Origin of the sequence: Bradyrhizobium sp. 164 (assembly GCF_023073715.1) — a bacterium.
Taxonomy (GTDB): Bacteria; Pseudomonadota; Alphaproteobacteria; order Rhizobiales; family Xanthobacteraceae; genus Bradyrhizobium.
The window spans coordinates 194,388-219,054 of sequence record NZ_JADPKA010000006.1 but is presented as its reverse complement, the minus strand read 5'-3'; the positions used below and the strand labels follow the sequence as shown (position 1 = coordinate 219,054).

The 24,667-nt window shown below is 64.3% G+C and carries 26 protein-coding genes; 11 read left to right on the top strand and 15 right to left on the bottom strand.

Translation table 11 applies throughout. The annotated features are described in order from the left end of the window. Nucleotides 1-40: 40 nt before the first annotated feature. Complete coding sequence (locus IVB01_RS02765; RefSeq protein ID WP_247276436.1) at nt 41-1,054, bottom strand: 1-aminocyclopropane-1-carboxylate deaminase; 1,014 nt, start codon at nt 1,052-1,054, stop codon at nt 41-43. A 162-nt stretch (nt 1,055-1,216) separates the two neighbouring features. Between IVB01_RS02765 and IVB01_RS02760 the strand changes: the two genes are divergently transcribed. Both IVB01_RS02760 and IVB01_RS02755 read left to right on the top strand, forming a co-directional pair. Beyond that, nucleotides 1,217-1,681 (top strand): Lrp/AsnC family transcriptional regulator, encoded by a 465-nt coding sequence (locus IVB01_RS02760; RefSeq protein ID WP_247494233.1) that lies wholly within the window; start codon nt 1,217-1,219, stop codon nt 1,679-1,681. 82 nt (nt 1,682-1,763) lie between these two features. Further along, nucleotides 1,764-2,324, top strand: a complete 561-nt coding sequence (locus tag IVB01_RS02755) for a carboxymuconolactone decarboxylase family protein (RefSeq protein ID WP_247276254.1) — start codon at nt 1,764-1,766, stop codon at nt 2,322-2,324. A gap of 15 nt (nt 2,325-2,339) precedes the next feature. Here the strand turns inward: IVB01_RS02755 and IVB01_RS02750 are convergent, their stop codons facing one another. Continuing rightward, nucleotides 2,340-4,244, bottom strand: coding sequence for a sensor domain-containing diguanylate cyclase (locus IVB01_RS02750; protein WP_247494232.1), 1,905 nt, complete (start codon nt 4,242-4,244; stop codon nt 2,340-2,342). Between the two features lie 15 nt (nt 4,245-4,259). Here IVB01_RS02750 and IVB01_RS02745 point away from each other — a divergent pair, with 15 nt between their 5' ends. Further along, nucleotides 4,260-4,505: a hypothetical protein gene (locus tag IVB01_RS02745; RefSeq protein WP_247276256.1), complete on the top strand. Its 246-nt coding sequence runs from the start codon at nt 4,260-4,262 to the stop codon at nt 4,503-4,505. Nucleotides 4,506-4,514: 9 nt separating this feature from the next. Here IVB01_RS02745 and IVB01_RS02740 read toward each other — a convergent pair whose 3' ends face one another. Further along, nucleotides 4,515-5,450: an alpha/beta hydrolase gene (locus IVB01_RS02740; RefSeq protein WP_247276257.1), complete on the bottom strand. Its 936-nt coding sequence runs from the start codon at nt 5,448-5,450 to the stop codon at nt 4,515-4,517. Between the two features lie 114 nt (nt 5,451-5,564). Between IVB01_RS02740 and IVB01_RS02735 the strand changes: the two genes are divergently transcribed. Then, the gene (locus IVB01_RS02735; protein WP_247417031.1) at nt 5,565-6,452 is read left to right on the top strand and encodes a branched-chain amino acid aminotransferase; all 888 of its coding nucleotides are present in this window, start codon (nt 5,565-5,567) and stop codon (nt 6,450-6,452) included. 118 nt (nt 6,453-6,570) lie between these two features. On the opposite strand, the gene IVB01_RS02730 is transcribed toward IVB01_RS02735, so the two are convergent. Together IVB01_RS02730 and phaR are read right to left on the bottom strand one after the other, a co-directional pair. Beyond that, complete coding sequence (locus tag IVB01_RS02730; RefSeq protein ID WP_247276258.1) at nt 6,571-7,188, bottom strand: class I SAM-dependent methyltransferase; 618 nt, start codon at nt 7,186-7,188, stop codon at nt 6,571-6,573. A gap of 43 nt (nt 7,189-7,231) precedes the next feature. Beyond that, nucleotides 7,232-7,822, bottom strand: a complete 591-nt coding sequence (gene phaR / locus IVB01_RS02725; RefSeq protein WP_247276259.1) for a polyhydroxyalkanoate synthesis repressor PhaR — start codon at nt 7,820-7,822, stop codon at nt 7,232-7,234. Nucleotides 7,823-8,127: 305 nt separating this feature from the next. On the opposite strand from phaR, the gene IVB01_RS02720 reads away from it, so the two are divergent. The 3 genes from IVB01_RS02720 to IVB01_RS02710 all read left to right on the top strand — a co-directional run bounded on the left by IVB01_RS02720 (nt 8,128) and on the right by IVB01_RS02710 (nt 11,265). After that, a complete protein-coding gene (locus tag IVB01_RS02720) occupies nt 8,128-9,306 on the top strand; it encodes an acetyl-CoA C-acetyltransferase (protein ID WP_247276260.1) in 1,179 nt (392 codons plus the stop codon). 247 nt (nt 9,307-9,553) lie between these two features. Then, complete coding sequence (phbB, locus tag IVB01_RS02715; protein WP_247276261.1) at nt 9,554-10,279, top strand: acetoacetyl-CoA reductase; 726 nt, start codon at nt 9,554-9,556, stop codon at nt 10,277-10,279. Between the two features lie 116 nt (nt 10,280-10,395). Continuing rightward, nucleotides 10,396-11,265: an EamA family transporter gene (locus IVB01_RS02710; RefSeq protein WP_247276262.1), complete on the top strand. Its 870-nt coding sequence runs from the start codon at nt 10,396-10,398 to the stop codon at nt 11,263-11,265. Between the two features lie 7 nt (nt 11,266-11,272). Here the strand turns inward: IVB01_RS02710 and IVB01_RS02705 are convergent, their stop codons facing one another. After that, complete coding sequence (locus IVB01_RS02705; protein WP_247417021.1) at nt 11,273-11,695, bottom strand: cupin domain-containing protein; 423 nt, start codon at nt 11,693-11,695, stop codon at nt 11,273-11,275. Nucleotides 11,696-11,718: 23 nt separating this feature from the next. Continuing rightward, complete coding sequence (gene gloB, locus IVB01_RS02700; RefSeq protein ID WP_247276264.1) at nt 11,719-12,486, bottom strand: hydroxyacylglutathione hydrolase; 768 nt, start codon at nt 12,484-12,486, stop codon at nt 11,719-11,721. Between the two features lie 108 nt (nt 12,487-12,594). On the opposite strand from gloB, the gene IVB01_RS02695 reads away from it, so the two are divergent. After that, on the top strand, nt 12,595-13,341 hold the full coding sequence (locus IVB01_RS02695) for a methyltransferase domain-containing protein (RefSeq protein ID WP_247276265.1): 747 nt from the start codon (nt 12,595-12,597) through the stop codon (nt 13,339-13,341). Nucleotides 13,342-13,394: 53 nt separating this feature from the next. Here the strand turns inward: IVB01_RS02695 and IVB01_RS02690 are convergent, their stop codons facing one another. From IVB01_RS02690 to IVB01_RS02670, 5 genes are all read right to left on the bottom strand, one after another. After that, entirely contained in the window at nt 13,395-14,156 is a 762-nt protein-coding gene (locus IVB01_RS02690) for a DUF4167 domain-containing protein (protein WP_247276266.1), read from the bottom strand. Nucleotides 14,157-14,617: 461 nt separating this feature from the next. Further along, a complete protein-coding gene (gene prmC / locus IVB01_RS02685; RefSeq protein ID WP_247276267.1) occupies nt 14,618-15,499 on the bottom strand; it encodes a peptide chain release factor N(5)-glutamine methyltransferase in 882 nt (293 codons plus the stop codon). A gap of 3 nt (nt 15,500-15,502) precedes the next feature. Beyond that, entirely contained in the window at nt 15,503-16,588 is a 1,086-nt protein-coding gene (gene prfA, locus IVB01_RS02680) for a peptide chain release factor 1 (RefSeq protein ID WP_247276268.1), read from the bottom strand. Nucleotides 16,589-16,647: 59 nt separating this feature from the next. Further along, nucleotides 16,648-18,915: a phosphoenolpyruvate--protein phosphotransferase gene (ptsP, locus tag IVB01_RS02675; protein WP_247276269.1), complete on the bottom strand. Its 2,268-nt coding sequence runs from the start codon at nt 18,913-18,915 to the stop codon at nt 16,648-16,650. 286 nt (nt 18,916-19,201) lie between these two features. Continuing rightward, nucleotides 19,202-20,458, bottom strand: a complete 1,257-nt coding sequence (locus tag IVB01_RS02670) for an aspartate kinase (RefSeq protein WP_247276270.1) — start codon at nt 20,456-20,458, stop codon at nt 19,202-19,204. 153 nt (nt 20,459-20,611) lie between these two features. Here IVB01_RS02670 and IVB01_RS02665 point away from each other — a divergent pair, with 153 nt between their 5' ends. The 3 genes from IVB01_RS02665 to IVB01_RS02655 all read left to right on the top strand — a co-directional run bounded on the left by IVB01_RS02665 (nt 20,612) and on the right by IVB01_RS02655 (nt 23,029). Continuing rightward, entirely contained in the window at nt 20,612-21,079 is a 468-nt protein-coding gene (locus IVB01_RS02665) for a PH domain-containing protein (RefSeq protein WP_247276271.1), read from the top strand. Nucleotides 21,080-21,093: 14 nt separating this feature from the next. Then, nucleotides 21,094-21,861, top strand: coding sequence for a bifunctional 2-polyprenyl-6-hydroxyphenol methylase/3-demethylubiquinol 3-O-methyltransferase UbiG (ubiG, locus tag IVB01_RS02660; RefSeq protein ID WP_247450045.1), 768 nt, complete (start codon nt 21,094-21,096; stop codon nt 21,859-21,861). 268 nt (nt 21,862-22,129) lie between these two features. After that, the gene (locus tag IVB01_RS02655; RefSeq protein ID WP_247276273.1) at nt 22,130-23,029 is read left to right on the top strand and encodes an EamA family transporter; all 900 of its coding nucleotides are present in this window, start codon (nt 22,130-22,132) and stop codon (nt 23,027-23,029) included. On the opposite strand, the gene IVB01_RS02650 is transcribed toward IVB01_RS02655, so the two are convergent. The 3 genes from IVB01_RS02650 to grxC are packed head-to-tail and all read right to left on the bottom strand — an operon-like array spanning nt 23,026 to nt 24,661. Beyond that, on the bottom strand, nt 23,026-23,514 hold the full coding sequence (locus IVB01_RS02650; protein ID WP_247276274.1) for a DUF1178 family protein: 489 nt from the start codon (nt 23,512-23,514) through the stop codon (nt 23,026-23,028). The genes IVB01_RS02655 and IVB01_RS02650 overlap by 4 nt on opposite strands. Then, nucleotides 23,511-24,389 carry a carbon-nitrogen hydrolase family protein gene (locus IVB01_RS02645; RefSeq protein WP_247450043.1) on the bottom strand — a complete coding sequence of 293 codons (879 nt, stop codon included), beginning with the start codon at nt 24,387-24,389 and terminating at the stop codon, nt 23,511-23,513. The genes IVB01_RS02650 and IVB01_RS02645 overlap by 4 nt, the downstream gene beginning before the upstream one ends. Then, nucleotides 24,386-24,661: a glutaredoxin 3 gene (grxC, locus tag IVB01_RS02640; protein ID WP_247276437.1), complete on the bottom strand. Its 276-nt coding sequence runs from the start codon at nt 24,659-24,661 to the stop codon at nt 24,386-24,388. The genes IVB01_RS02645 and grxC overlap by 4 nt, the downstream gene beginning before the upstream one ends. Nucleotides 24,662-24,667: the final 6 nt, after the last annotated feature.

The following is a 24,667-nucleotide window of genomic DNA, read 5'->3' as shown; positions in this document are numbered from 1 at the left end:
CCGGGACGACAGCCGTGTATGCGGCGAGATCTGCGCCACCTCACCCATTCCTGAACGCATAGGCATACCCGTTCAACGCGGGCGCGCCGCCGAGATGGGCGTACAGGATCTTCGCGCCCTGCTCGAAATAGCCCTTCTTCGCAAGGTCGATCAGGCCCTGCATCGACTTGCCCTCGTAGACGGGGTCGGTGATCATGCCTTCGAGCCGCGCGGTGAGGCGGATCGCTTCCTTGGTCTCTTCCGACGGCACGCCATAGGCGGGATAGGCATAGTCCTCGATCAGCACGACGTCGTCGGGGACGAGCTCCTTGCCGAGCTCGACGAGCTTTGCGGTGTTCTGCGCAATCTCGAGCACCTGGGCTTTCGTCTGGCTAGGCGTGAACGACGCATCGATTCCGATCACCTTGCGGGCGCGGTCGTCGGCGGCGAAGCCGACCAGCATGCCGGCATGGGTCGAGCCGGTGACGGTGCAGACGACGATGTAGTCGAATTTGAAGCCGAGCTCCTTCTCCTGCTTGCGCACTTCCTCGGCGAAGCCGACATAGCCGAGGCCGCCGAATTTGTGCACGGAGGCGCCAGCGGGAATCGCGTAAGGCTTGCCACCCGCCGCCTTCACCTCCTCGATCGCCTGCTCCCAACTCTTGCGGATGCCGATGTCGAAGCCGTCGTCGACCAGGCGCACGTCGGCACCCATGATGCGCGAGAGCATGATGTTGCCGACGCGGTCATAGACCGCGTCCTCGTGCGGTACCCAGGCTTCCTGCACCAGACGGCACTTCATGCCGAGCTTGGCGGCGACCGCCGCGATCATGCGGGTGTGGTTGGATTGCACGCCGCCGATCGATACCAGCGTGTCGGCGTTGGAGGCGATCGCATCGGGAATGATGTATTCGAGCTTGCGCAGCTTGTTGCCGCCATAGGCAAGGCCTGAATTGCAGTCCTCGCGCTTGGCGTAGACCTCGACTTGACCGCCGAGATATTTCGATAGCCGCTCAAGCTTCTCGATTGGCGTCGGACCGAAGGTGAGCGAATAGCGCGCGAATTTTTTCAGCATCATGGGTCATCCCGATTGGCATTGAGCTGGCCGCAGCGATTAGCACTTGCTACAAGAAAGGTGCTCTCAAATGCTGCGTCAATATTGCGCCGTTGCTTGCGAAAACGACATCAATTACCCTTACTTGTTCCGTAATGATGGATAGGAATGAGAGATTCTTCCATGCCTTCCCGTCTCGACCGTATCGACCTTAAGATATTGCGATTGCTTCAGAATAACGGCCGGCTCAGCAATGCCGCGCTGGCCGAAACCGTCGCGATCAGCCCCGCCACCTGCCATCGCCGCACCCAGCGCCTGTTCGAGGACGGCTTCATTGCGACCGTGCGCGCCATGGTGGCGCCGAAGAAGGTGGCCAAGGGCACGCTGGTGATGGTCGGCGTCGTGCTCGACCGCTCGACCCCGGAGAGTTTTGCCACTTTCGAGCAGGCGATTACAAAACTGAAATTCGTGCTTGATTGCCACCTCGTCGCCGGCGATTTCGACTACTTCCTCAAGATCCGTGTCGGCGACATGGAGGATTTCAATCGCATCCATGGCGAGCAGCTGATCGCGCTCCCCGGGGTGCGCCAGACCCGCACCTTCTTCGTGATGAAGGAAGTCGTCGACAACGCGCCGCTGGAGTTTTAAGCGCACCCGTCACAGCAACTTCACTTGCCCTGCGCGCGCATGCAGGCGAGCCTCGCATCTTCTCAAAGAGGAGATCGCAGCCGTGCGCCTTCCCATTCTCGATCCCCAGAATCTGGCCGACGAACAGAAGCCGCTTTATGACGACATGCGAGCCGGCATCAAGGACCATTTCAAGGGTTTTGTGAACATGCGCGACGACGGCGCGCTGCTGGGGCCGTGGAATCCCTGGCTGCGCGAGCCGCGCTTCGGTAAGCCGGTATGGGAGCTGGTCAAGGCGATCGCGTCGAACCCGCTGCTGCCGGCGCCGGTGCGCGAGGTCGCCATCCTCGTCACCGGCTCGCATTTCCGCTCCGGCTACGAGCTCTACGCCCACGTGCTGGTCGCCGAGCAGCGCGGCTTGTCCGACGAGAAGCTCGCGACCATCGTCGCCGGACAGCGGCCGGTCGATCTCACCAGGCAGGAGGCCGTCGCCTACGACATCGCGTCCGCGTTGGTCGGCGGCGGTGTTCTGCCGGAATTGACCTGGCGCGCCGCCGTGAAGGAGTTCGGCGAGCACGGCGCGGCCGAACTCTCCTATCTCGTCGGCGTCTACTGCATGGTCTCGGTCACGCTCAACACGTTCGACGTTCCGGTTCCGGAGTGAAGCCTGTTCCGGCAATCACTCCGCTGCCTTGCTTGCAGGCGGCGGGGGCGCGAAGGCGATGCAGCGATTGCGGCCCTCGGCCTTAGCCTGGTAGAGCGCGTGATCGGCCGCACTCATCAGTGTGTCGATGCCGGACATGCTGACGGTGGCCTCCGCGATGCCGATGCTCACGGTGACGCCGAACTGAACCTTTCCGGCGACGATTATCACGTGTTTGCGGATGCGCTCGGCGACAATCCTCGCCCGGGACAGGCTGGTTTCGGGCAGAAGCACGGCGAACTCCTCGCCGCCGAGGCGGCCAACGATGTCCGACTTGCGTTTGCCGTCGAGGCACGCGGCCGCAACCGCCTTGATCGCGACGTCGCCCACCGCATGGCCATGGCGATCGTTGACCGACTTGAAATGGTCGATGTCAAGCATCAACACCGAGACGGAGCGATAGTAGCGCTGAAAGCGGCTCCATTCCGCACCGAGACAGTCGAGAAAGTGGCGGCGGTTGGAGAGGCCGGTGAGCGGATCGGTGGTGGCGAGCGTTTCCAGCAGCGCGGCTTTTTGCGTCAGATCGGTGATGTCGACATAGGTCAGCATGCGGCCGCCATTGGCCATCGTCGTACAATGGGCCCTGATGCGCCGGCCATCCGGCGTCTGCAGGTCGCGGACATGATCGCCGGCCTTGACCTCTTCGACGCGTCGCGCCGGAAATTTCGCGAGTTCGTTCGTCGGAAGATTGGGCGCGCTGGCGCGATGCAGGCGTCGCACCAGCGACGAATAGGTCGGTCGATTCGCGGCCTCCTCGTCGCTGACCTCCCAGAACCGCCGCATACGCCGGTTCATGAACGTAGCGTGCAGGTCGGAATCGAGAAGGAGGACTCCATCCTGAACATTCTCCAGCGCATCCCGCAGCAGCTTCAGCTCGTCGGAGGTGCGCACAATGTCAGTGACGGGCGTGTAGGTCAGCATGCGCCCGCCGTCGGGCAAAGGCGTGACCTGTACGCGCACCACATCGCCATTGGTCCGCCGTAGGTCGATAGGCGTCGGATCGCCCGCCTCGATCACACGGACGCGTTCCGCCACCAAGGCATCGAGCTCAGGATCCGGCACCTCATAGGCGCCGGTGTCACGTCCATGATGAAGCAGCGTGAGAATGGAAGGATTGCTGTCAGCAACCTCGTCTGGCAGGCGCCACATCTGACGAAACGACCGGTTGATCAGACGTGCCCTGAGGCTTGAGTCGAGCAGCACGATGCCCGTCGGCACATGATCGAGCGCGGCGCGCAGCGCCAGCATCTGGCCGCGCATCAGCGCGTCGGACGAGCGTTCCCGCTCCTCGCCACTCGGGCGCTCGACGCTGCCTGGCAGCTCGAAGGCGGCTCCGACCTGACGGTCCGATCGCCAGATCACGCGGCAGGCCAATATCTTGCGTCCCGCGACCCTGAGCTGGAATCGCTCGGGTACGCCGAGGCCGCTCTCCATCTCGAGCGTCGCAGCCTCCTCGGACAGCCGGCGCACGACGCAGTCAATCGACGACTGGCCGAAATTGAAGAAGATCTTGCCAGCAAGGAACGTCCGTTCCGGAAACAAGCGGGACATTCTCAGCCTCCAGGGCGAAACGAAAACCGGTCTCAGTATGGCGCAAGGTTCCTTGCGGCGATGTAACGCAATCAGTGTTTTCCGATGAAGGCTAACAACCCGTTGACGCGGGATGCTGCGCACCGGCGCAAAAACCCTTTTGTGATCAGGGCTCTGTGCCGGGTCACGTGCTGTCCTCCGGTTTGGGCCGGGATGCGATGTCCCGCGCGCCAGCTGGATGGAACGTGATCGGTCCGGCGGTATCTGCAATCGATGGACTACACCGATACGCGCAGTTACCCTGTCGTGATCGCACCGACACATTCGCCCGCCAGAGTGCAGGCTGGACAATGGGGAACGACAGCCATGAACACGTCACGCCGCATCGTGCTCGCCGGACTGGCGGGATTCGCCGTCGCGCCAACCGCCGCAGGAGCCGCCCCGGCGCCGGCAGTTGATGACGTGACGGTGGCCGAGGAACGATTCGCACGCATGATTGCGGCCGCACATGCGCCCGATCTCACTTGCGCGCGGCAGGCCGAGCGTTATGCGGACGCGCATTGGCCTGAGTATGTCGTGGCTGCCAGGGCCGTGCTCGGCGCGCGCGTGTGATTCACGCTGTTACTTCTCGACCGCGCGCCTGACCTGCTCGCCGATTTGCGACAGCACGAGCTGCGCCTGCGGCAGGATGGCGCCCATGGCGTGGAAATTGTGAATCATGCCGTCATGGCAAGTGTGCTCGACGACCACGCCCGCGGTCAGCAGCTTGCGCGCATAGGCGTTGCCTTCGTCACGCATCGGGTCGAATTCGGCGGTATGGATGATCGCCATCGGCAGGCCGGCGAGCCGTGTCGCGCGTAGCGGCGAAATGCGGGGATCGGCGGCATCCAAACCCTGAGGCAGATAGTCGGCGAGGTCGGCTTCCATGGTGGGGCGATCGATCAGGTGGCCCTCGGCGAACGCCTCGCGCGACGGCGAGATCTCCTCGAAATCCAGCACCGGGCAGATCAGGCATTGCGCGACGATGGAGAGGCCTGCGTTCTGCATCGCCTCCTGGCACACGATCGCAGCCAGCGTGGCGCCGGCGGAATCGCCGCCGACCACCAGCCGTTCCGCATCGATGCCGAGTGTTGGCGCTTCACGCGCGACCCACTCGGTGGCGGCGATCGCATCGTCGACGGCGGCAGGAAATTTGTGCTCGGGCGCGAGCCGGTAGTCGACCGAGACGAGGCGGCAGCCGGTCGCATGCGCCAGCGCCGCTGCGATGCGGTCGTGTGTGGCGATGCTGCCAGCGACGAGGCCGCCGCCGTGAAAGAATACGAATCCCGGCATGCGTTGACCGGCACTTGCGGGCGCATAGAGGCGATAGGGCAGCTCGCCGCCAGGACCCGGCAGCCTACCGTTGGACGTCGTCACATCCGGCGCATCAGCGCGCGCGAACTGCATCAGTTTCGCTAGCGACTGCCGCCGTGCCTCGACGCTCGGCCGGCTTCGTGTCGGCGGCGCGGCGGCAGCCATCATGGCCAACAAGCGTTTTGCGAGCGGATCGAGCGGCATGGATCTTTCATTCTCCGACAAGGGAAGAGGGTAACTATCTTCCCGCAGGGAATCATTTAGAAATTGCGACCAATAGTGGCGCTGTAGTGCGGCATCACGCCAGGGAGGCCGGTCATGGCCGAGATCAGGAAGCCCATCGAATATTCACCGAGCTGGACCTTCTTCGACGGCAAATGGCAGGACGGCAATGTGCCGATCATGGGCCCGCGCACGCATGCGGCTTGGCTCGGCTCTGTCGTGTTCGACGGCGCGCGTGCGTTCGAGGGTGTGGCGCCCGATCTCGACCGCCACGTCGCCCGCGCCAATCAATCGGCGGTCAACTTTGGCCTCAAGCCGGTGGTCGATACCGACACCTGGCTCACGCTCGCGCGCGAGGGCATTGCGCGCTTTGCGGCCAACGCCGAGCTCTACATCCGTCCGATGTATTGGGCGCAGCACGGTTCGGGCGGCGGCGTGCTGTTCGATCCCGAGACTACCAATTGGTGCCTGTGCATCTACGAGGCGCCGATGCCAAAACCCGTCGGCAACGCCATCACCCTGTCGCCGTTTCGCAGGCCGACCGCCGAATGCGCGCCGGTCGAGGCCAAGGCCGCCTGCCTCTATCCGAACAATTCGCGCGCGCTCGCTGAGGCCGCCTCGCGCGGCTTCCAGAACGCGTTGATGCTCGACATGCTCGGCAATGTCGCCGAGTTCGGCAATTCCAACGTGTTCATGGCCAACGACGGCGTGGTCTACACCCCCGTGCCCAACGGAACGTTCCTCAACGGCATCACGCGCCAGCGCGTCATCAACCTGCTTCGCGCCGACGGCGTCGCCGTGGTCGAGAAGACGCTGCGCTATGCCGACTTCCTCGCTGCTGACGAGATCTTCTCCACCGGCAATTTCGCCAAAGTCGCGCCGGTTGTCCGCATCGACGAGCGCGAACTGAAGCCGGGTCCGTTCTACGCCCGGGCGCGAAAACTCTATTGGGATTTTGCGCATGCGGTGAAGCTAGCGGCGTAGCTGCCATTACTCCGCTGTGATCGCCCGACTTGATCGGGCGATCCAGTATTCCAGAGACAGTTGTGACTCCTCGATAGGCGCGGCGTACTGGGCGGATTCAATCGGTCGTCGCAACACTCTAATGGCTTCGCTGAAACCGGCTGAACTGAAACGCCTGCGTCGAATGCCACGGCGTATGGTGGATATCGCTACGCGTTTCGATCAGCTCGAAGTCGGGGCCGAGTTCCGCCGCGAGGCTGACGCTGTCATGGCGTTGCACCGGCAGGCCGCTGCATTGCTCCGGGCCGTCGGGCGCGAACGTCGCGATGATGACGTAGCCGCCGGGCGCAAGTGCCGACCGCAGGCGCTCGACATAGGCGGCCCTGTCGCGGGATTCGGTCAGGAAGTGAAACGCCGCGCGATCGTGCCATAGATCGTAGGTCTTTGCTGAGCGCCATGTCGTGACATCGGCAACGATCCACTCAACCACTGAAGCGGCTGCGCCGAGTCGCTTCTGCGCGACGTCAAGCGCGTTTGCGGAGAGATCCAGCACGCCGACGTCGCGATGTCCGTCCTGCAACAGAGCATCGACTAGTCGCGATGCGCCGCCGCCAATGTCGATGATGGCGGCCTCGCGGTCCAGATTGGCTGCTCTGATCATCGCCAGCGAGGTCGCCGGGCTGTTCTGAAACCAGCTGACCTCGGCTTCGCCCTTGGTGGCGTAGACGTTGTCCCAATGCGCGCGTCGATCGGACATGTTGCGTCCTACGGTTCGCGGAGAGCCGGCTCAATGGAAAGACCTACTCGTCCTTCTTCGACATCCGCTCGAGGCGTTCCTGCATTTCCTTCATCTGCTGGCGCAGATCGTCGATGTTGCTGTCCTTCGGCGCCTCGGCATTTGCATCGGGCTCTGGCTCCGGGGTGGCCGCCGGACGGGGCGCGGCGAAGGGCTTGAACATCGAGAAGGTCTGCTGGAATAGCTCCATGTTGCGGCGGACCTGCTCCTCGAGCGGCGCAAACGGTGTGCCGGACAGCGTGTTGGCGATCTGCTTGCGGAACTTCTCCTGCTCCTGGGTCAGTGTCGCGATCGACTGTTCGAGATATTTCGGCACCACCATCTGCATGCTGTCGCCGTAGAAGCGGATGAGCTGGCGCAGAAAGGTGGTCGGGAGCAGGTTCTGGCCGGCCTTGTTCTCCTGCTCGAAGATGATCTGGGCGAGCACGGAGCGGGTGATGTCGTCGCCGGTCTTGGCGTCGTAGACCAGGAAATCTTCGCCGTCCTTGACCATGGCGGCGAGGTCCTCGAGCGTCACGTAAGTGCTCGTTCCGGTATTATAGAGCCGGCGGTTCGCGTATTTCTTGATCGTGGTGGGTTGGTCTGATTTCGCCATGGGCTCTCACTTGCAAGCGCGGAGAACGGGAACCTAGCGGGCTATGCCGCAGGGCGGGAAGAGTACGCAACGCAACAAAATAAGCATTTTCAAAGGGGTCACGCTACCGTTTTGTGCGGCACGGTTAATCGGACAGCAAAATCGTGCTTGCGAAAGCGCCAAGAACGCTATTTTGAATGCGCTGCGGCATGAATTCGGTCGCCGGCCGATTGACATGCCGCAATGACGTTAACAGGATGCCGATCGAGACTGGCGAGCCGTTTTCCCCAGCCCCGCCTGCCCCCATTCAACCTCAGGAGATGCCCATGTCAGACGATGTCGTCATCGTCAGCGCCGCCCGCACCCCGGTCGGAAGCTTCAACGGAGCGTTCGCGACCCTTCCCGCCCATGATCTCGGCGCCATCGCCATCAAGGCTGCACTGGAGCGCGCCGGCATCGAGCCCGGTCGGGTTTCGGAAGTCATCATGGGTCAGATCCTGACCGCAGCTCAGGGCCAGAACCCAGCCCGTCAAGCCTCGATCGCCGCCGGCATTCCCGTGGAGAGCCCGGCCTGGGGCGTCAACCAGCTCTGCGGCTCCGGCCTGCGCACGGTCGCCCTCGGCTACCAGGCGCTGCTCAACGGCGATTCCGAGATCGTGGTCGCTGGCGGACAGGAGTCCATGAGCATGGCCCCGCACGCCCAGCACCTGCGCGGCGGCGTCAAGATGGGCGGTCTCGAATTGGTCGACACCATGATCAAGGACGGCCTGTGGGATGCCTTCAACGGCTATCACATGGGCAACACCGCCGAAAACGTCGCGCGGCAATGGCAGATCACGCGCGCCCAACAGGACGAGTTCGCGGTCGCCTCGCAGCAGAAGGCCGAGGCCGCGCAGAAGGCCGGCAAGTTCAACGACGAGATCGTTCCCGTCACCATCAAGACCCGCAAGGGCGACGTCGTCGTCAGCGCCGACGAATATCCGCGCCATGGCGCGACGCTAGACGCGATGGCCAAGCTCAAGCCGGCTTTCGAGAAGGACGGCACGGTCACTGCGGGCTCTGCTTCGGGCATCAATGACGGCGCTGCCGCCGTGGTGCTCATGAGCGCAAAGCAGGCTGCCAAGGAAGGCAAGAAGCCGCTTGCCCGCATCGTGTCCTGGGCGCAGGCCGGCGTCGATCCGAAGATCATGGGCTCGGGCCCGATCCCGGCCTCGCGCGCCGCGCTGAAGAAGGCCGGCTGGAGTGTCGGCGATCTCGACCTGATCGAAGCCAACGAAGCCTTCGCGGCACAGGCCTGCGCCGTCAACAAGGACCTCGGCTGGGATACCTCGAAGGTCAACGTCAATGGCGGCGCGATCGCCATCGGTCATCCAGTCGGCGCGTCCGGCGCCCGCGTGCTGGTCACGCTGCTGCATGAAATGCAGAAGCGCGATTCGAAGAAGGGCCTTGCCACGCTGTGCATCGGCGGCGGCATGGGCATCGCGATGTGTCTGGCACGCGACTGAGAAGGACCTGACACGTACTTAACTTGCGCGTGCGCTGCACACGTCAATGAGTGCGTTGCACGCGATTAAAAAGGCGGCGGTTGCAAATCAAATATTCTTCGCAATTGCGCAGGCCTCGACTAAAGAGAAACGCCCGGCTCGATGCCGGGCGTTTTGTTCTTGATGTCCGTCAAACGTCCCGCATAATCCGCAGTTAAAAAACGATCGCGTCAGAAACGTCCGAAGAGTCCAAGGGAAGGAATACGACATGGCACGTGTTGCATTGGTCACGGGTGGTACGCGGGGCATCGGTGCTGCCATCAGCAAGGCGCTGAAGGCGGCGGGCTACAAGGTTGCGGCGAGCTATGCCGGCAACGATGCTGCGGCGGAGAAGTTCAAGGCCGAGACCGGCATCGCGGTCTACAAATGGGACGTCAGCAGTTTCGACGCCTGCGCCGAGGGCGTGAAGAAGGTCGAGGCCGATCTCGGCCCGATCGAGGTGCTGGTCAACAATGCGGGCATCACCCGCGACACTGCGTTCCACAAGATGACGCTCGAGCAGTGGAACGCTGTCATCAACACCAATCTCGGCTCGCTGTTCAACATGACGCGCCAGGTGATCGAGGGCATGCGTGCGCGCAAGTTCGGCCGCATCATCTCGATCTCGTCGATCAACGGCCAGAAGGGGCAGTTCGGGCAAGTCAACTATTCAGCGGCCAAAGCCGGCGACATCGGTTTCACCAAGGCGCTCGCGCTCGAGAACGCCAAGGGCGGCATCACCGTCAATGCGATCTGCCCCGGCTACATCAATACCGAAATGGTGCAGGCGGTGCCGAAGGACGTTTTGGAAAAGAGCGTGATTCCGCAGATCCCCGTCAACCGGCTCGGCGAGCCCGAGGAGATCGCGCGGGCGGTCGTGTTCCTGGCGGCGGACGAGGCCGGCTTCATCACCGGATCGACCATGACCATCAATGGCGGCCAGTATCAGGCCTGATATGGCCGCAGGCTATTGGGCCAAAAGCCTGTAGCTTCAGGCGCGACGAGGCGATAGTGAAGACGCAAATGCCCGGCTCCGCGCCGGGCATAAACGTCCTCAGAGCCCTTTGATCGATGACTCCCCGCACCGCGACGCTGATCGGATTGACCGCAATCCTGATGTGGTCGCTACTGTCAGTGATGACGGTGGCGACTGGAAAGATCCCGGCGTTCCAGCTCGCCGCAATGACCTTCGCGATCGGCGGCCTCGTCGGCCTGCTCACCTGGATCGGTCGCGGCGAGGCGGCAAGCAGCGTGCGCCAGCCGCTCGTCGTCTGGGTCGTCGGCGTCGGTGGCCTGTTCGGCTATCACGCCCTCTATTTCCTTGCCCTGCGCTTCGCCCCGCCGGCAGAAGCCGGCCTCTTGAATTATCTCTGGCCGCTGCTGATCGTGTTGTTCTCGTCCTTCCTGCCGGGCGAGCGGCTCGCCCTGCATCACATCGCCGGCGCCGTGCTCGGACTTGTCGGCACCGTGCTGCTGTTGGCCGGCAACACCTCGGGCTTCGCGTCGGGCGCGGTGCCGGGACTGGTCGCGGCCTTCATCGCCGCCTTCGTCTGGACGAGCTATTCGGTGCTGTCGCGCCGGCTCAAGGCGGTTCCGACCGACGCGGTCGCGGGCTTCTGCCTCGCCACCGCCGCGCTTGCCGCGCTGATGCATGCTCTGCTCGAAACCACGGTCTGGCCGGAGACCGCGCTGCAATGGCTCTCCGTGGCCGCGCTCGGCATCGGTCCCGTCGGTGCTGCCTTCTACGCCTGGGACATCGGCATGAAGCGCGGCGACATCCGCGTGCTCGGCGCCGCCTCCTATGCGACGCCGCTATTGTCGACCGGCTTCCTCATCGCTGCCGGCTTTGCGAAAGCCAGCACCAACATCGCCGTCGCCGCCATCCTGATCGCCGGTGGCGGCCTGATCGCGGCGAAGGACATGGTGCTGCGGAAGCGGTGAACGAGGCCTACGGCTCCCAGCCCGGCGGCGCGAGCTCGAAATTCGCGAACTCGAATGCGGGCGCGACGGTGCAGCCGACCAGCGTCCATTCGCCGGTCGTTTCCGCCATCTGCCAGGCATTCGCCGGCACGATCGCCTGCGGCCGCTCGCCGCTCACGAGATCCGTGCCGAGCTGCACCTCGTGCTGCGAGCAGCCGTCGTGCGCGATGCGCAGCATCAAGGGGCTGCCGGCGTAATAGTGCCAAACTTCGACCGCATCGATGCGATGCCAGTATGAGCGCTCGCCGCGCGCGAGCAGGAAATAGATCAAGGTCGAACGCGAGCGCCCGTTGCTATCCGTGGTCTGGTCGCGAAACGTCTCGCGGTAGTGCCCGCCTTCGGGATGGGGGCGAAGTTCGAGGCGGGCGATGATCTCGGCTGCAGTCGGCATCGATCCCCGTCAGGACTTGTGCTTTAGGATTTGTTCTTGCGCTCGCGTAGCTCGCCGAACACCTCGGCGGCATCCGCACCCTTCATGTGCAGCCTGGCTGCGACCGATGGCTCATCGGCGCGCAGGAACACGTTGGCCCGCTTCTCGTCGCCGAGCAGGGCGGGAATGGTCGGCTTGTTCTCGGCCCGCAGCCTCGCAACTTCCGCTGCGCGCGCCTGGAGCGCCGCGTTGTCCGGCTCGATGGTGAGCGCGAACTTGACGTTGGACGCCGTGTATTCGTGGCCGCAATAGAGCTTGAAGTCATCGGGCAGGGCCCGCAGCTTCAACAGCGAGTCCCACATCATCGGATAGGTGCCCTCGAACACGCGGCCGCAGCCGATCGAAAACAGCGTATCGGCGGCGAACACGGTCTTCTCATTGTCGAATACGTAGGAGATGTGGTCGAGCGTGTGGCCGGGCGTCTCCACGACGCGCGCCAGCAGGTTGCCGATCTTGACCACGTCGGCATTGGCGACACGCAAATCGACGTCGGCAATTCTCGTCGTCTTGTCGTGCGGCGCGACGACGCGGCAACTGAATTTCCGCTTGAGTTCGGCGACCCCGCCGACATGATCGCCATGATGATGGGTGATCAGGATGTCGGTGAGTTGCCAGCCCTCGCGCTCCAGCGCCTTGAGGATGGGACCTGCCTCCGGCGCGTCAATCGAGGCGGTCGCCTTGGTTTCCACATCGTGGATCAGATAACCGAAATTGTCGCTTAAACAGGTGAAAGTACGAATTTCGGCGGCCATGACATCTCCATCGCGCTCAGCCCCGCCAGACAAATATGGCGTTAACGTTGCGCAGGCAATGCAATATTCCGCGCGCGGCGGCGGCCTTGCGCATGTTACATTGCCGCCATGACCATCGACGTCGTCGACCTCCGCGAGTTCTATTCCCGCCGCCTCGGGATCGTGGCGCGACAAATGATCAACCGCGGCATCAGGCAACGCTGGCCGGGCGCGGCGGGTCAGCGCGTACTCGGCATCGGCTATCCCACGCCCTATCTCGGACTGTTCCGCGAGGACGCGGAGCGCTGCCTCGCGTTCATGCCGGCGGCCCAGGGGGTCCTGAAATGGCCGACGGGGCGGCCGGCGCTGGCCTCGCTGGTCGATGAATTCTCGCTGCCGCTTCCTGACGCCGCGGTCGACCGCATTCTCCTGGTCCACGCGCTGGAGATGTCGGACGACCCGGCTGCGCTGCTGCGCGAAGTCTGGCGCGTGCTGGCGCCGTCTGGTCGCGTCATTGCGGTGATCCCGAATCGGCGTGGGGTGTGGACGCGCACCGACAGCACGCCGTTCGGCCATGGCCGGCCCTATTCGCGCTCACAGATCACCGAGTTGCTGCGCCAGACCTGGTTCACGCCGACCGCCTGGGGCGAGGCGCTGTTCATGCCGCCTTATGCCGGCGGCTGGGTCTTGAAATCGGCGCAGATGTGGGAGCGCGCCGGCGCGGCGCTGTCACTGCCCTTTGCCGGCGTGCACATCGTCGAAGCCACCAAGCAGGTCTACCGCGCGCTTCCCGCCAAGCGCGAGCGGACACGGCTGATTCCCTCGTTGGCGAAGCCCGTCTTGGTGCCGTCCTCGACGACGGTAACCCGGAGCTGAAAACAAATCGTCCCGGCGGAGCCGGGACGACTCAGTTTACGAAACCAACCAGCTCATTCGCCGGGCGCGAGATCGTCGTTGGATGCCGCCGGCGCGGCTTCGCGCTCGGGACGGGGGCCATGCGGCCGGCGCCGCCGCCGCGGATAACGCTCGCTGCCGCCACCGCCCTCGAAACCGCCCTGGCCGCCATTCGCGCCGACATTCACTTGCGGCTGCGCGCCGGTGATGAAGGAGGGCAGGCGATCGACGTTGCCGGCATCGGCAATGACGGGCTGCGGCTGGTTCGGCGGTTGCGGCGGCTGGTATTGCGGTTGCGGACGATGGTCGCGTTCGCGGTGCTCGCGCGGCTGCTGCTGGTCGCGGTGATATGGCTGCTGGTTCTCGCGCTGCTGATCACGCTGGCCGTCGCGGTCGCGCATGAAAGGCTGCTGCGGCGGCTGCGGGACGAAGCCCGGCTCCTGGCCGAAGGCCGAGAAATTCTCGCCATCGTCCTCGCCATCGTCGTTGCTGGCGGTCGGCTCGTCACCGCGCGGCTGCTGCTGGTTCTGGCGGAACTGCTCCTGGGCGGCGGCGATCAGGCGGAAATAATGCTCGGCATGCTGGTAGTAGTTCTCGGCTGCAACGGGGTCGCCGGAGGAGCGCGCATCGCGCGCGAGCTGAAGATACTTTTCAGCGATGTGCGAAGCCGTGCCGCGGATCTTGATGTCGGGCCCGTTGGACTCGTAGACCCGGGTCATCGGGTTCTGGCCGCGGCGGTTGTTGTTGTTATTGTTGTTGCGGTTGCGCATCCGCTGCTTGTTCTGACCGTTTCTCATGTCCTGCCTTTAATTCCAGCCCTAAAGGTTGCACGCGTTACTGATTGCTAGGAGTGACCTGGTGACAGCGGTTCACGACTCTCACACGAACCGCGCGCAAGAGGGGCCTGAACCCTGCCGATGTTCGTCGACCGTCGCGTTCAACAAAGACGCGTTCCCCACCCGCCAGCATTCATTGCCAGCGAACCCATTCATATCGCCTGCCGAAACAAGCCCAGCTTTCTTGCGTAAGTCTTCAAGCGCAAATTCAGGCTTTCGTTCACGTTGCGGTCGGAGAGCAGCGCAGCTCCACTGGCCATCGCGCTCAACAGGACCTGCGGCTTGGAACCTATATCAGTAAAGCTCTCGCCCGAGAGCCCGGCTTTCGCCCGTAGGTCTACGGGGCCGGCACCGATGTGTTGACCGGAACGTAGTCGTTCCCACGGGATATTCCAAGAGGTTTTTACAGGCCATTCCGGCTTTTATGGGGGCATTTTTCGGGCCGAAACGGCCCGCGGAATACCCGCCAGATCGGCCTTGGGGGGCCTGTCCACCACTAACGCCGCAGCCAGCATCAAGGTTTCAATATTTCCGGCCTGGCCCTGTCCGGCCTCCACGATCAGCGCGCCGCCGGGGGCAAGACGTTCGCTCGCCTGCGGGATCAGGGCGCGATAGGCGTCGTATCCGTCATTGCCGCCGTCGAGCGCCAGATGTGGATCGTGCTCGCGCACCTCGATGCTCAATTTAGGGATTTCGGCGGATGGAATATAGGGTGGATTCGACACGATGAGATCGAAGGGACCCGAGAGCGCGGCGGCATAGGAGCAGGCGATGAAGGCGGCGCGGTCGGCAAGGCCGAGCGTTGTGGCATTGTCCCTGGCGGTTGTGAGCGCGGTCAGGCTGAGATCGGTGGCGACGCCGAAAGCGTCAGGGATCTCATGCAGCAGCGCCAGCAGGATCGCGCCGGATCCGGTGCCGATGTCGGCGATGCGAGGTGGATAAGCTGCCTTCTGCTCGCGAAGGATTTCGAGTGCAAGCTCGACCACGGTCTCGGTATCGGTACGCGGGACCAGGGTTGCTTCGGACAGGCGAAATGGCAGTCCCCAGAATTCGCGGGTCCCGAGGATGCGCGCCACCGGCTCGCCGGCGATGCGACGCTGTGCGTGCTGCGCGAGCCGCGACGCCTCGGCATCCGTGAGCGAGCGGGTGGCCTGCGCGATCAGGCCGGTGAGGTCGAGGCCGAGCACCGCACCGAGCAGGATGCGGGCATCGAGATCGGCTTCGTCGCGCTGCGCCGATCTCAATTGTGTGGCCAGCGTGCGCCGTGCACTCTCGATCGATTGTCCGGTGAAGGGATTGCTCACGCGTCAGGCCGCCGCGCCTTGCGCGGCGAGCTGTGCGGCCTGGTGCTCAGTGGTCAGAGCGTCAATCAGCTCGCCGAGTGCTTCCCCCGCGATCACCTGTGGCAGCTTGTAGAGCGTCAGATTGATGCGATGGTCGGTCACGCGCCCCTGCGGGAAGTTATAGGTGCGGATGCGCTCGCTGCGGTCGCCGGAGCCGACCTTCTCCTTGCGCTCGGCCGACCGCGCGGCGTCGACGCGCTGGCGCTCGGCGTCGTAGATGCGCGAGCGCAGGATGTTCATGGCGGAGGCGCGGTTCTTGTGCTGCGAGCGGCTGTCCTGCATCATCACCACGATGCCGGTCGGGATGTGGGTGATGCGGATCGCCGATTCGGTCTTGTTGACGTGCTGGCCGCCGGCGCCCTGCGCACGCATGGTCTCGATGCGCAGATCGTCGTTCTTGATGTCGACGTCGACGTCCTCGACCTCCGGCAGCACCGCGACCGTCGCCGCCGAGGTGTGAATACGTCCTTGCGTCTCGGTATCGGGCACGCGCTGCACCCGGTGCACGCCGGATTCGAATTTCAGCTTGGAGAACGCGCCGCGGCCCTGCACCTCCGCGATGATCTCCTTGTAGCCGCCAACGGTGCCTTCGCTGGCCGAGATCACCTCGACCTTCCAGCCCTGCAGGCTGGCGAAGCGCTCGTACATCCGGAACAGATCGCCGGCGAACAGCGAAGCCTCGTCGCCGCCGGTGCCGGCGCGGATTTCCAGCACGACGTTGCGGTCGTCCATGGCGTCTTTGGGCAGTAGCGCGACGCGGATCTTCTGGACCAGGTCCTCGATCCTGGCCATCAGCTCGTCGCGTTCGGCTTCCGCCATGCTGCGCATCTCGGCATCTGTCGCGGGATCGGCGATCAGGGCCTCGGTGTCGGCGAGCTCCTTGACCGCGGAACGATAGGTCTTCACCGCCTCGATCAGCGGCGTGATCTCGGCGAGCTCGCGGGTGATCTGCACATAACGGTCGGAGGCGAGCTGGCCGAGCGATTCGGCCTCGAGCGAGGCGTGATGTGCGAGCAGGACGTCGAGTTTGGCTTCGGGGAGTGACGACATCGGGTTCAGTCTCAAATGGGCGGGCGGAGGCGAGGTGAGCGGAAGCGGCGCCAGGCCCGCTACAACGCCAGGCCTTCGGCCTCGGCAAATTCCGTCAGCTTCTGCCGGATCGAGACGCTGCCCGCGGGCGCGTCCAGCAACGGGCCGAGCATGGCTTCGGCCTTCCTGGCGTCGAGGTCGAGCACCATGGCCTTGACTGGGCCGAGGGCGGTCGCCGAGAGCGAGAGCGAGCGATAGCCCAGTGCGATCAGCGCCAGCGCGCCGACCGGCTTCGAGGCCATTTCGCCGCAGAGCGAAAGCGACTTCTTGGCCGCATGGGACTTGCGTGCGATGTCGCGCAGCGCGCGCAAGATCGGCGCCGACATGGTGTCGAAGCGCTCGGACACTTTTGGGTTGCCGCGATCGACGGCGAACAGAAACTGGAACAGATCGTTCGAGCCGACCGAGATGAAGTCGACCTTCCTTAGGAGCTCGTCGAGCTGGTAGAGCAGGGCGGGCACCTCGACCATGGTGCCGATGTCGATCCGCTCCGGCAGCGTGTGGCCGTGCTGGCGCAAATATGTGAGTTCGCGCTCGACTAGCGCCTTGGCCGCATCGAATTCGGCGACTTCCGAGATCATCGGGAACATGATGCGCAGTGCGCGGCCGCCGCCGGCGCGCAGGAGCGCGCGGATTTGGCCGCGCAACAGGCCGGGACGATCGAGCCCGAGCCGGATCGCGCGCCAGCCGAGCGCGGGATTCTCCTCGACCACCGCTTCCATGTAGGGCAGCGCCTTGTCGCCGCCGATGTCGAGGGTGCGGAAGGTGACGGGCTTGCTGCCGGCCGCATCCAGCACGGTGCGATAGAGCGCGAGCTGGTCACTGGTGCGCGGCAGGCTCTGGCCGACCATGAATTGCAATTCGGTGCGGAACAGGCCGATGCCGGCGCTGCCGGTGTCCTCGATATGGGGCAGGTCGATGGCGAGACCTGCGTTGATCATGAGCTCGACCTTCTCGCCATCCTTGGTCACGCAAGGCCGGTCGCGCAGTGCGAGGTACTGCGCCTGGCGGCGGGCGCGGAAGCGCACGCGCTCGGCGAAGGCGGCCTCGATTTCCTGCGAGGGGCGCACGTAGATCGAGCCCGACGTGCCGTCGACGATGATGGCGTCGCCGGGATCGGCGATACCCGGCGCGTTCGGGACTTCGCCGACCGCAGGAATTCCGAGCGCGCGCGCCACGATCGAGACGTGGGAATTGGCGGTGCCTTCCTCCAGCACGATGCCGCGCAGGCGCTTGCGGTCGTAGTCGAGCAGCGCCGCCGGGCCCATCGCACGCGCGATGACGATGGCGTTGTCGGGCAATTGCTCGCGTGAGGGCGCGTGGTCCTGGCCGACCAGCTGCCGCATCAGGCGGTAGCCGAGATCTTCCAGGTCGTGCAGGCGGTCGCGCAGATATGGATCGGTCGAGCGCAGCATGCGCGCGCGGGTGTCGGACTGGACGCGCTCGACGGCGGCCTCCGCGGTGAGGCCGGTGGCGACCGCCTCATGCAGCTTGTGCGACCAGCCCTGGTCGTTGGCGAACATGCGATAGGCTTCCAGCACCTCGCGGTGCTCGCCGCCCTCCGCGACGTCGCCGCGCTCAAGCATGCGGTCGAGATCGGCGCGCAGCTTGGCGAGCGCGGTGTCGAGCCGCTTGATTTCCTTCGGCAGGTCCTCGGCGATGTAGTCCTTGATGACCACGCGCGGCTCGTGCAGCACGACATGGCCGAGCGCGATGCCTTCCGACAGGATGGCGCCGACCTTCTGCGCGGAATGGCGCGCGGCAGGCTCCTGGCCCGGCTGGGCCAGCGCGGATAGTTCGCCGGAGGCAATCAGCTCCGCCAGCACCATGGCGGTGGTCTGGAGCGCCTCGAGCTCCTCCTCGACATAGTTGCGCTTGGCACGGTTCTGCACCACCAGCACGCCGAGCGTGTTGCCGGCCCGCAGGATCGGGACGCCGAGGAAGGAGTGGTAGATTTCTTCGCCTGTCTCGGGGCGGAACGAGAAGGCCGGGTGGCTCTGCGCATCGCTTAGATTGAGCGGCGTCGCCTCGCTGGCGACGAGTCCGACCAGGCCCTCATGGGCGCTGAGCACCGTGTGATGCACCGCCTCGCGGTTGAGACCTTCGGTGGCGTAGAGCTCGAGCGTGTTGTCGACGCGCAGCACATAGACCGAGCAGACCTCGGCCACCATATTGGCGGCGATCAGCACCACGATCTTGTCCAGCCGCTCCTGGGCCGAAACCTGCTCCGCCATGGTTTCGCGGAGCCGTCTCAATAAGACGCGGGGACCTCCCGACGCGCTCCGCATGAACCGTCAATCTCCTCCGTCTGCCGAGCCCGAAAGGGCCGTCGGCGGCTGGCCCAGAAATCCAGAAAAGCAACAAAGCCTGCTCGTCCGGCGCCGGCCCAAGCTCAATCTAGTGAGCCTTGACGCTTTTGCCGAATCGACACCGCTTCAACTGGGGCACAGTTTTCGGCAGCCAACCCTGTTCGCCGTATAGCGAATTGGGGCTTGTTTTGCCAAGCAAAACGCCTGCCAAACGCGAATGTGTGGACGCCTTCGCGTTTGCTGCGACCGCTAAGAGAAAATTCGTCTAAGTCTGATCGAGGCCGTAGAGCGTGTGCAGGGTGCGCACCGCAAGCTCGGTATAGGCCGCATCGATCAAAACCGAGAATTTGATCTCGGAGGTTGTAATGGCCCGGATATTGATATTCCGTCTGGCGAGGGCCGAGAACGCCTGGGCGGCAACGCCGGCATGGCTGCGCATTCCGCTGCCGATCACCGAGATCTTGGCGACGTCGGTGGCAGTATCGAGCCGGGCATAGCCGATCTTGGCCTTGGCGGCGGTAATTGTGTCCTTGGCGCGGGTGTAGTCGGCGGCCGGCACCGTGAAGGTGAGGTCGGTGGTCTTGCCGTCTTCAGAAACGTTCTGAACGATCATGTCGACGTTGATGTTGGCGTCCGCCAGCGGGCCGAAGATCGAGGCCGCGACGCCCGGCTTGTCCTCGATCTGGCGCACCGAGATCTGGGCCTCGTCCTTGGAGAAGGCGATACCGGTGACGACGTGGCTTTCCATGATCTCCTCCTCGCTGCAGATCAGCGTGCCGGGCGGCTGGTTGGCATGCGGGTCGATGTCCTCGGGCTTATCGAAACTTGAGCGGACGAAAATCGGCATGTTGTGAACCATGCCGAGTTCCACCGAGCGGACCTGGAGCACTTTGGCGCCCTGGGAGGCCAGTTCCAGCATGTCTTCGAATGCGATCTTGTCGAGCCTCTTGGCCTTCGGCACGATTCGTGGATCGGTCGTGTAGACGCCGTCGACATCGGTGTAGATATCGCAACGGTCCGCCTTGACGGCGGCGGCGACCGCCACGGCCGAGGTGTCGGAGCCGCCACGGCCGAGCGTGGTGATGCGACCAGTCTCGGGGTTGATGCCCTGGAAGCCGGCGATCACCGCGACCTCCTTGCGCTCCCTAAAGCGCTTGATGATCTCGCTGCCGTCGATGTCCTCGATTCGAGCCGAGGCATGGGCGTCGCTCGTCTTGATCGGTATCTGCCAGCCCTGCCAGGAGCGGGCCTGGATGCCCATGCCCTGCAGCACGATGGCAAGCAGGCCGGACGTCACCTGTTCGCCAGAGGCCACGACGGCGTCGTACTCGCGCGCATCGTGCATGGGCGAGGCCTCGGTGCACCAGGCCACCAGCTCGTTGGTCTTGCCAGACATCGCCGAGACGACAACGGCCACTTCATGGCCGGCGTCGACCTCGCGCTTCACATGGCGCGCGACGTTGCGGATACGTTCGATGTTGGCGACGGATGTGCCGCCGAATTTCATCACGAGGCGGCTCATGACGACGCGTGCATTCCCTCATAAGGATCAGTATGGTGACCGCACCGGACGGGTGCCTCGCGGATACCGACCGCGCGTATACAGAGCGGCGGGGCCGGGGGCAAGCGGGTTCCTGCGGGGGGCAGGTGCGGGGCTAGTGGGTTAACACAGATCATGGCGCGTTATATCGACGAGATCCTGCAACCGGGCGAGCGGGTGCTGTATTCGACCAATGCGCATTGGATCTTCTATTTTCCGGCCATCGTGGCCTGGATCGTGGCGCTGGCGCTGCTGATCCTGTCGCGGCAGGTCACGGTTGACTGGCTCGTCTTGCTTTGCCTGGGAGCCGCGGGTCTCGTCGGCCTGGCGGCCTTGTATTGGACCATCAAGGGTTGGTTCCATCGCTTCACCACCGAGACCGACGTCACCAATCTCCGGGTCGTGCACAAGACCGGGTTCATCAAGCGCCGTACCTTCGAGATGGCGCTGGACAAGGTCGAGAGCGTCGACGTCGACCAGACGATTCTTGGACGGATTCTCAACTATGGCGACGTGACGATTCGCGGCGTCGGCGAGGGAATCGAGACGATCAAGACCATCGCCTCGCCGCTCGCCTTCCGTAGTTCGATCACCACGCGGTAGGACCGCGCGTAACCATGAGCATGCAGCAAAATACTTCCGCAGCCACCCCGCCGGGTTCGACCGTCGACGCCGCCGAGATCGCGAAATTCTCAAAACTCTCGGCGGAGTGGTGGGATCCCAAGGGCAAGATGGCGCCGCTGCACCGGATCAATCCGCTGCGGCTCGGCTACATCCGCGATGCCGCTTGCCGCAAGTTCGAGCGCAATGTGCGCAGTCTCAATTGCCTCGGCGGCCTGCGCGTGCTCGACATCGGCTGCGGCGCTGGCCTGCTCTGCGAGCCGCTGTCGCGCCTGGGGGCGCAGGTCATCGGCATCGACCCTTCGGCGAGCAACATCGCCGCCGCGAAGCTGCATGCCGACAAAAGCCATCTCGCGATCGACTACCGCTGCACCACCGTGGAGGAGATTGATCCGCGCGAGCGCTTCGACATCGTGCTGGCGATGGAGGTGGTCGAGCACGTCACCGACGTCGGCGTTTTCCTGAAGCGCTGCGCATCGATGCTGAAGCCGAACGGCCTGATGGTGGTCTCGACGCTGAACCGGAACTGGAAGAGCTTTGCGCTCGCGATCGTCGGCGCCGAATACGTCCTGCGCTGGCTGCCGCGCGGTACCCACGAGTGGAGCAAGTTCGTCACCCCCGACGAGCTCGCAAAATACCTGCTCGACAACCGCCTCGTCATCACCGAGCAGACCGGCGTGGTCTACAGCCCCTTTGCCGACAAATGGACCCTCTCCTCCGACTTGGACGTGAACTACATGGTCGTGGCGGAAGGGATGGTGTAAGGCCGCGCTGCATCCCACTCATTTGGTGTCGTCCTGGCGTAGGCCGCCAAGGACCCATTATCCCAGGGAGAAGTTGTGGCGCGAGGTGGCAACTACGAGTCTTCGGAAAGCCACTCCCTGGGTCATGGGTCCTGGATCTGTGCTACGCTTGTCCAGGATGACCTGAGGGTGTGGCGAGAGCATCGCTCCTATGACGCAGGCATGATTGACCTGTTGTCGCGTCGCCGGCAGTTTGCACGAGCCGTCATATAGCCCGCCAACCCATCCCATGTTCACGATCGCCAGCCTCTGGATTCCCTTTACCGTCGTTGCCGCGCTCGGGCAGGTCGCGCGCAATGCGATGCAGCGGTCGCTGACGAAGCCGCTGGGGACCTGGGGCGCGACCAACATCCGCTTCCTGTTCGGCTTCCCGTTCTCGCTGCTGTTTCTCGCGGCGGTGCTGGTCCTCTCTGGCGATCATCTCAGCATGCCGCCGATCGCGTTCTGGCCGTGGCTCTTGCTCGGCGCACTCAGCCAGATCGTCGCCACCGGGCTGATGCTGCTCGCCATGAATGACCGCTCCTTCGTGGTGACGACGGCCTACCTCAAGACCGAAGCGATCCAGACCGCGATCTTCGGCTTCGTCTTCCTCGGCGATCACCTGACCTCGCTGAAGGTGCTCGCGATCGTGATCGCGACCGCCGGGGTCGTCATCACCGCGCTCCGGCCAGGCGGCGAGAAGAGCTTTGCCGAATTGAAGCCGACCATCACCGGCCTCGTCGCCGCGGCGGCCTTCGCACTCTCCGCAGTCGGCTTTCGCGGCGCGATCATCACGGTGCCGAACGTGTCGTTCGTGACGGCGTCGTCCTTCACGCTAGTGCTCGGCCTGTTCGTGCAGACGCTGGTGCTGACGATCTATCTGCTCTGGCGCGCGCCGAAGGTATTGCGGGGCATCCTGGGACTATGGCGGCCATCGATGCTTGCAGGCTTCACGGGTGCCTTCGCATCGCAATTCTGGTTCCTGGCGTTCGCGCTGACCGCGGCCGCCAATGTCCGCACGCTCGCTTTGATCGAGGTGCTGTTCGCGCAAGGCGTGGCGTATTACTCGTTCAAGCAGCCGATCGCGCCGCGCGAGCTTGCAGGCATCGCGTTGATCGTGATCGGGGTCGCTGTTCTGGTAGGGACTTAATTCCGATCTTCCGGCAGCACCGGTAACGGCGACACCTCGATGCCTTCGTCGATCAGTGACTTGGCTTCGTCGGGCGAGGCCTCGCCATAGATCGGACGATGCTCCTTGTCGCCGTAGTGCATGGCGCGGGCTTCGTTGGCAAAGCGCTCGCCGACATTGTCGGCGTTCTTGACGATGTGGTCGCGCAATTCCTTCAGCTTGGCGCGCAGCTCGCGCTCCTGCGCCATCAGCAGCGAGGTCGGTCCTGACGGCGCAGCCTCGGGTGCAGGCGTAGTGGACGCCGTGGGCTCCGGCGGCGGCGTAGCGCGCCCGCGGCCCTTCTTGCCGACGATGCGCGGGGCCATGATCGCCTTGTCGACCCTGGCCGAGCCGCAGATCGGACAAGTCACGAGCTTGCGCTTCACCTGGGAATCATAGGCCGACGAGCTTTGAAACCAGCTTTCGAAGGCATGGTTCCGGTCGCAGTGCAGTGCGTAGCGGATCATGCCGATCCCCGCACGAGATGCAGATGGTCCGGCCCGGCCTTGGCATCGGAGACGCCGAAGCGGCGGCCGTGCTGGAGCGAGGGGATCGCCCGGCGCGCCGTCTCGACCTTGGCCGGGTCGATCTTGGCCATGATGACGCCGGGCTCGACGCCACCCTCGGCGAGGATCTCGCCCCAGGGGTCGATGATAAGGGAGTGGCCGTAGGTCTCGCGCTTGTTCTCGTGTAGGCCGGCTTGCGCCGCGGCGAAGATGAAGCAGCCGGTCTCGATCGCGCGCGAACGCAGCAGCACGTGCCAATGCGCTTCCCCGGTCTTGCGGGTGAAGGCCGAGGGCACAGTGATGAAGGATGCGCCGCTCTCGGCCAGCGCGCGGTAGAGCGCAGGGAAACGGACATCGTAGCAGATCGTCAGACCGACGCGGCCCCAGGGGAGGTCGGAAATTACCGCCGTCTCGCCCGGCTGGTAATTGGCGGATTCGCGATAGCTCTCGCCGTCCGGCAGCTCGATGTCGAACATGTGGATCTTGTCGTAGCTCGCGAGCACGTTGCCCTCGGGCCCGATCAGAAAGGAGCGGTTGACCGCTTTCTCCGGCGAGAAACGCAGCGCCAGCGAGCCGACATGGATGTGGATCCCGAGTTCCGCTGCGAGCGCCCGATACGCCTTCAGAGAGGCGTCGTCCTCTTCGCTCTGAAGATGCTCGAACAATGCCTTACGGTTCAGCTGCATCATGTTGCTGACTTCGGGCGTCTGCACGTAGTCGGCGCCGTTTGCCGCAGCCTGCCGGATCAGCTTGGTAGCCTGCGCGAGGCTCGGTTCGGGCAAGAGGCCGGTGCGCATCTGCACCATGGCGGCGGTGAAGGTCCGATCCTCGCTCATGAGACGGCCTTGACGCTGTCGAGCATGCGGTCGAGCTTGCCTTCACGATCGAGCGCGTAGAGCTCGTCGCAACCGCCGACATGGGTTCCACCGATCCATATCTGCGGGAACGTCGAGCCTTCGCCGGCGCGGTCGTACATGTCCTGGCGCCAGGACGGGTTCTTGGCGACATCGAATTCCGTGAAGATCGCCTTTTTGCGGGTCAACAGCGACCTTGCCGCGGAACAATAGCCGCAGCCTGGCCGGGTGTAGATCTCGACAGCAGCAGTCATGGCGTC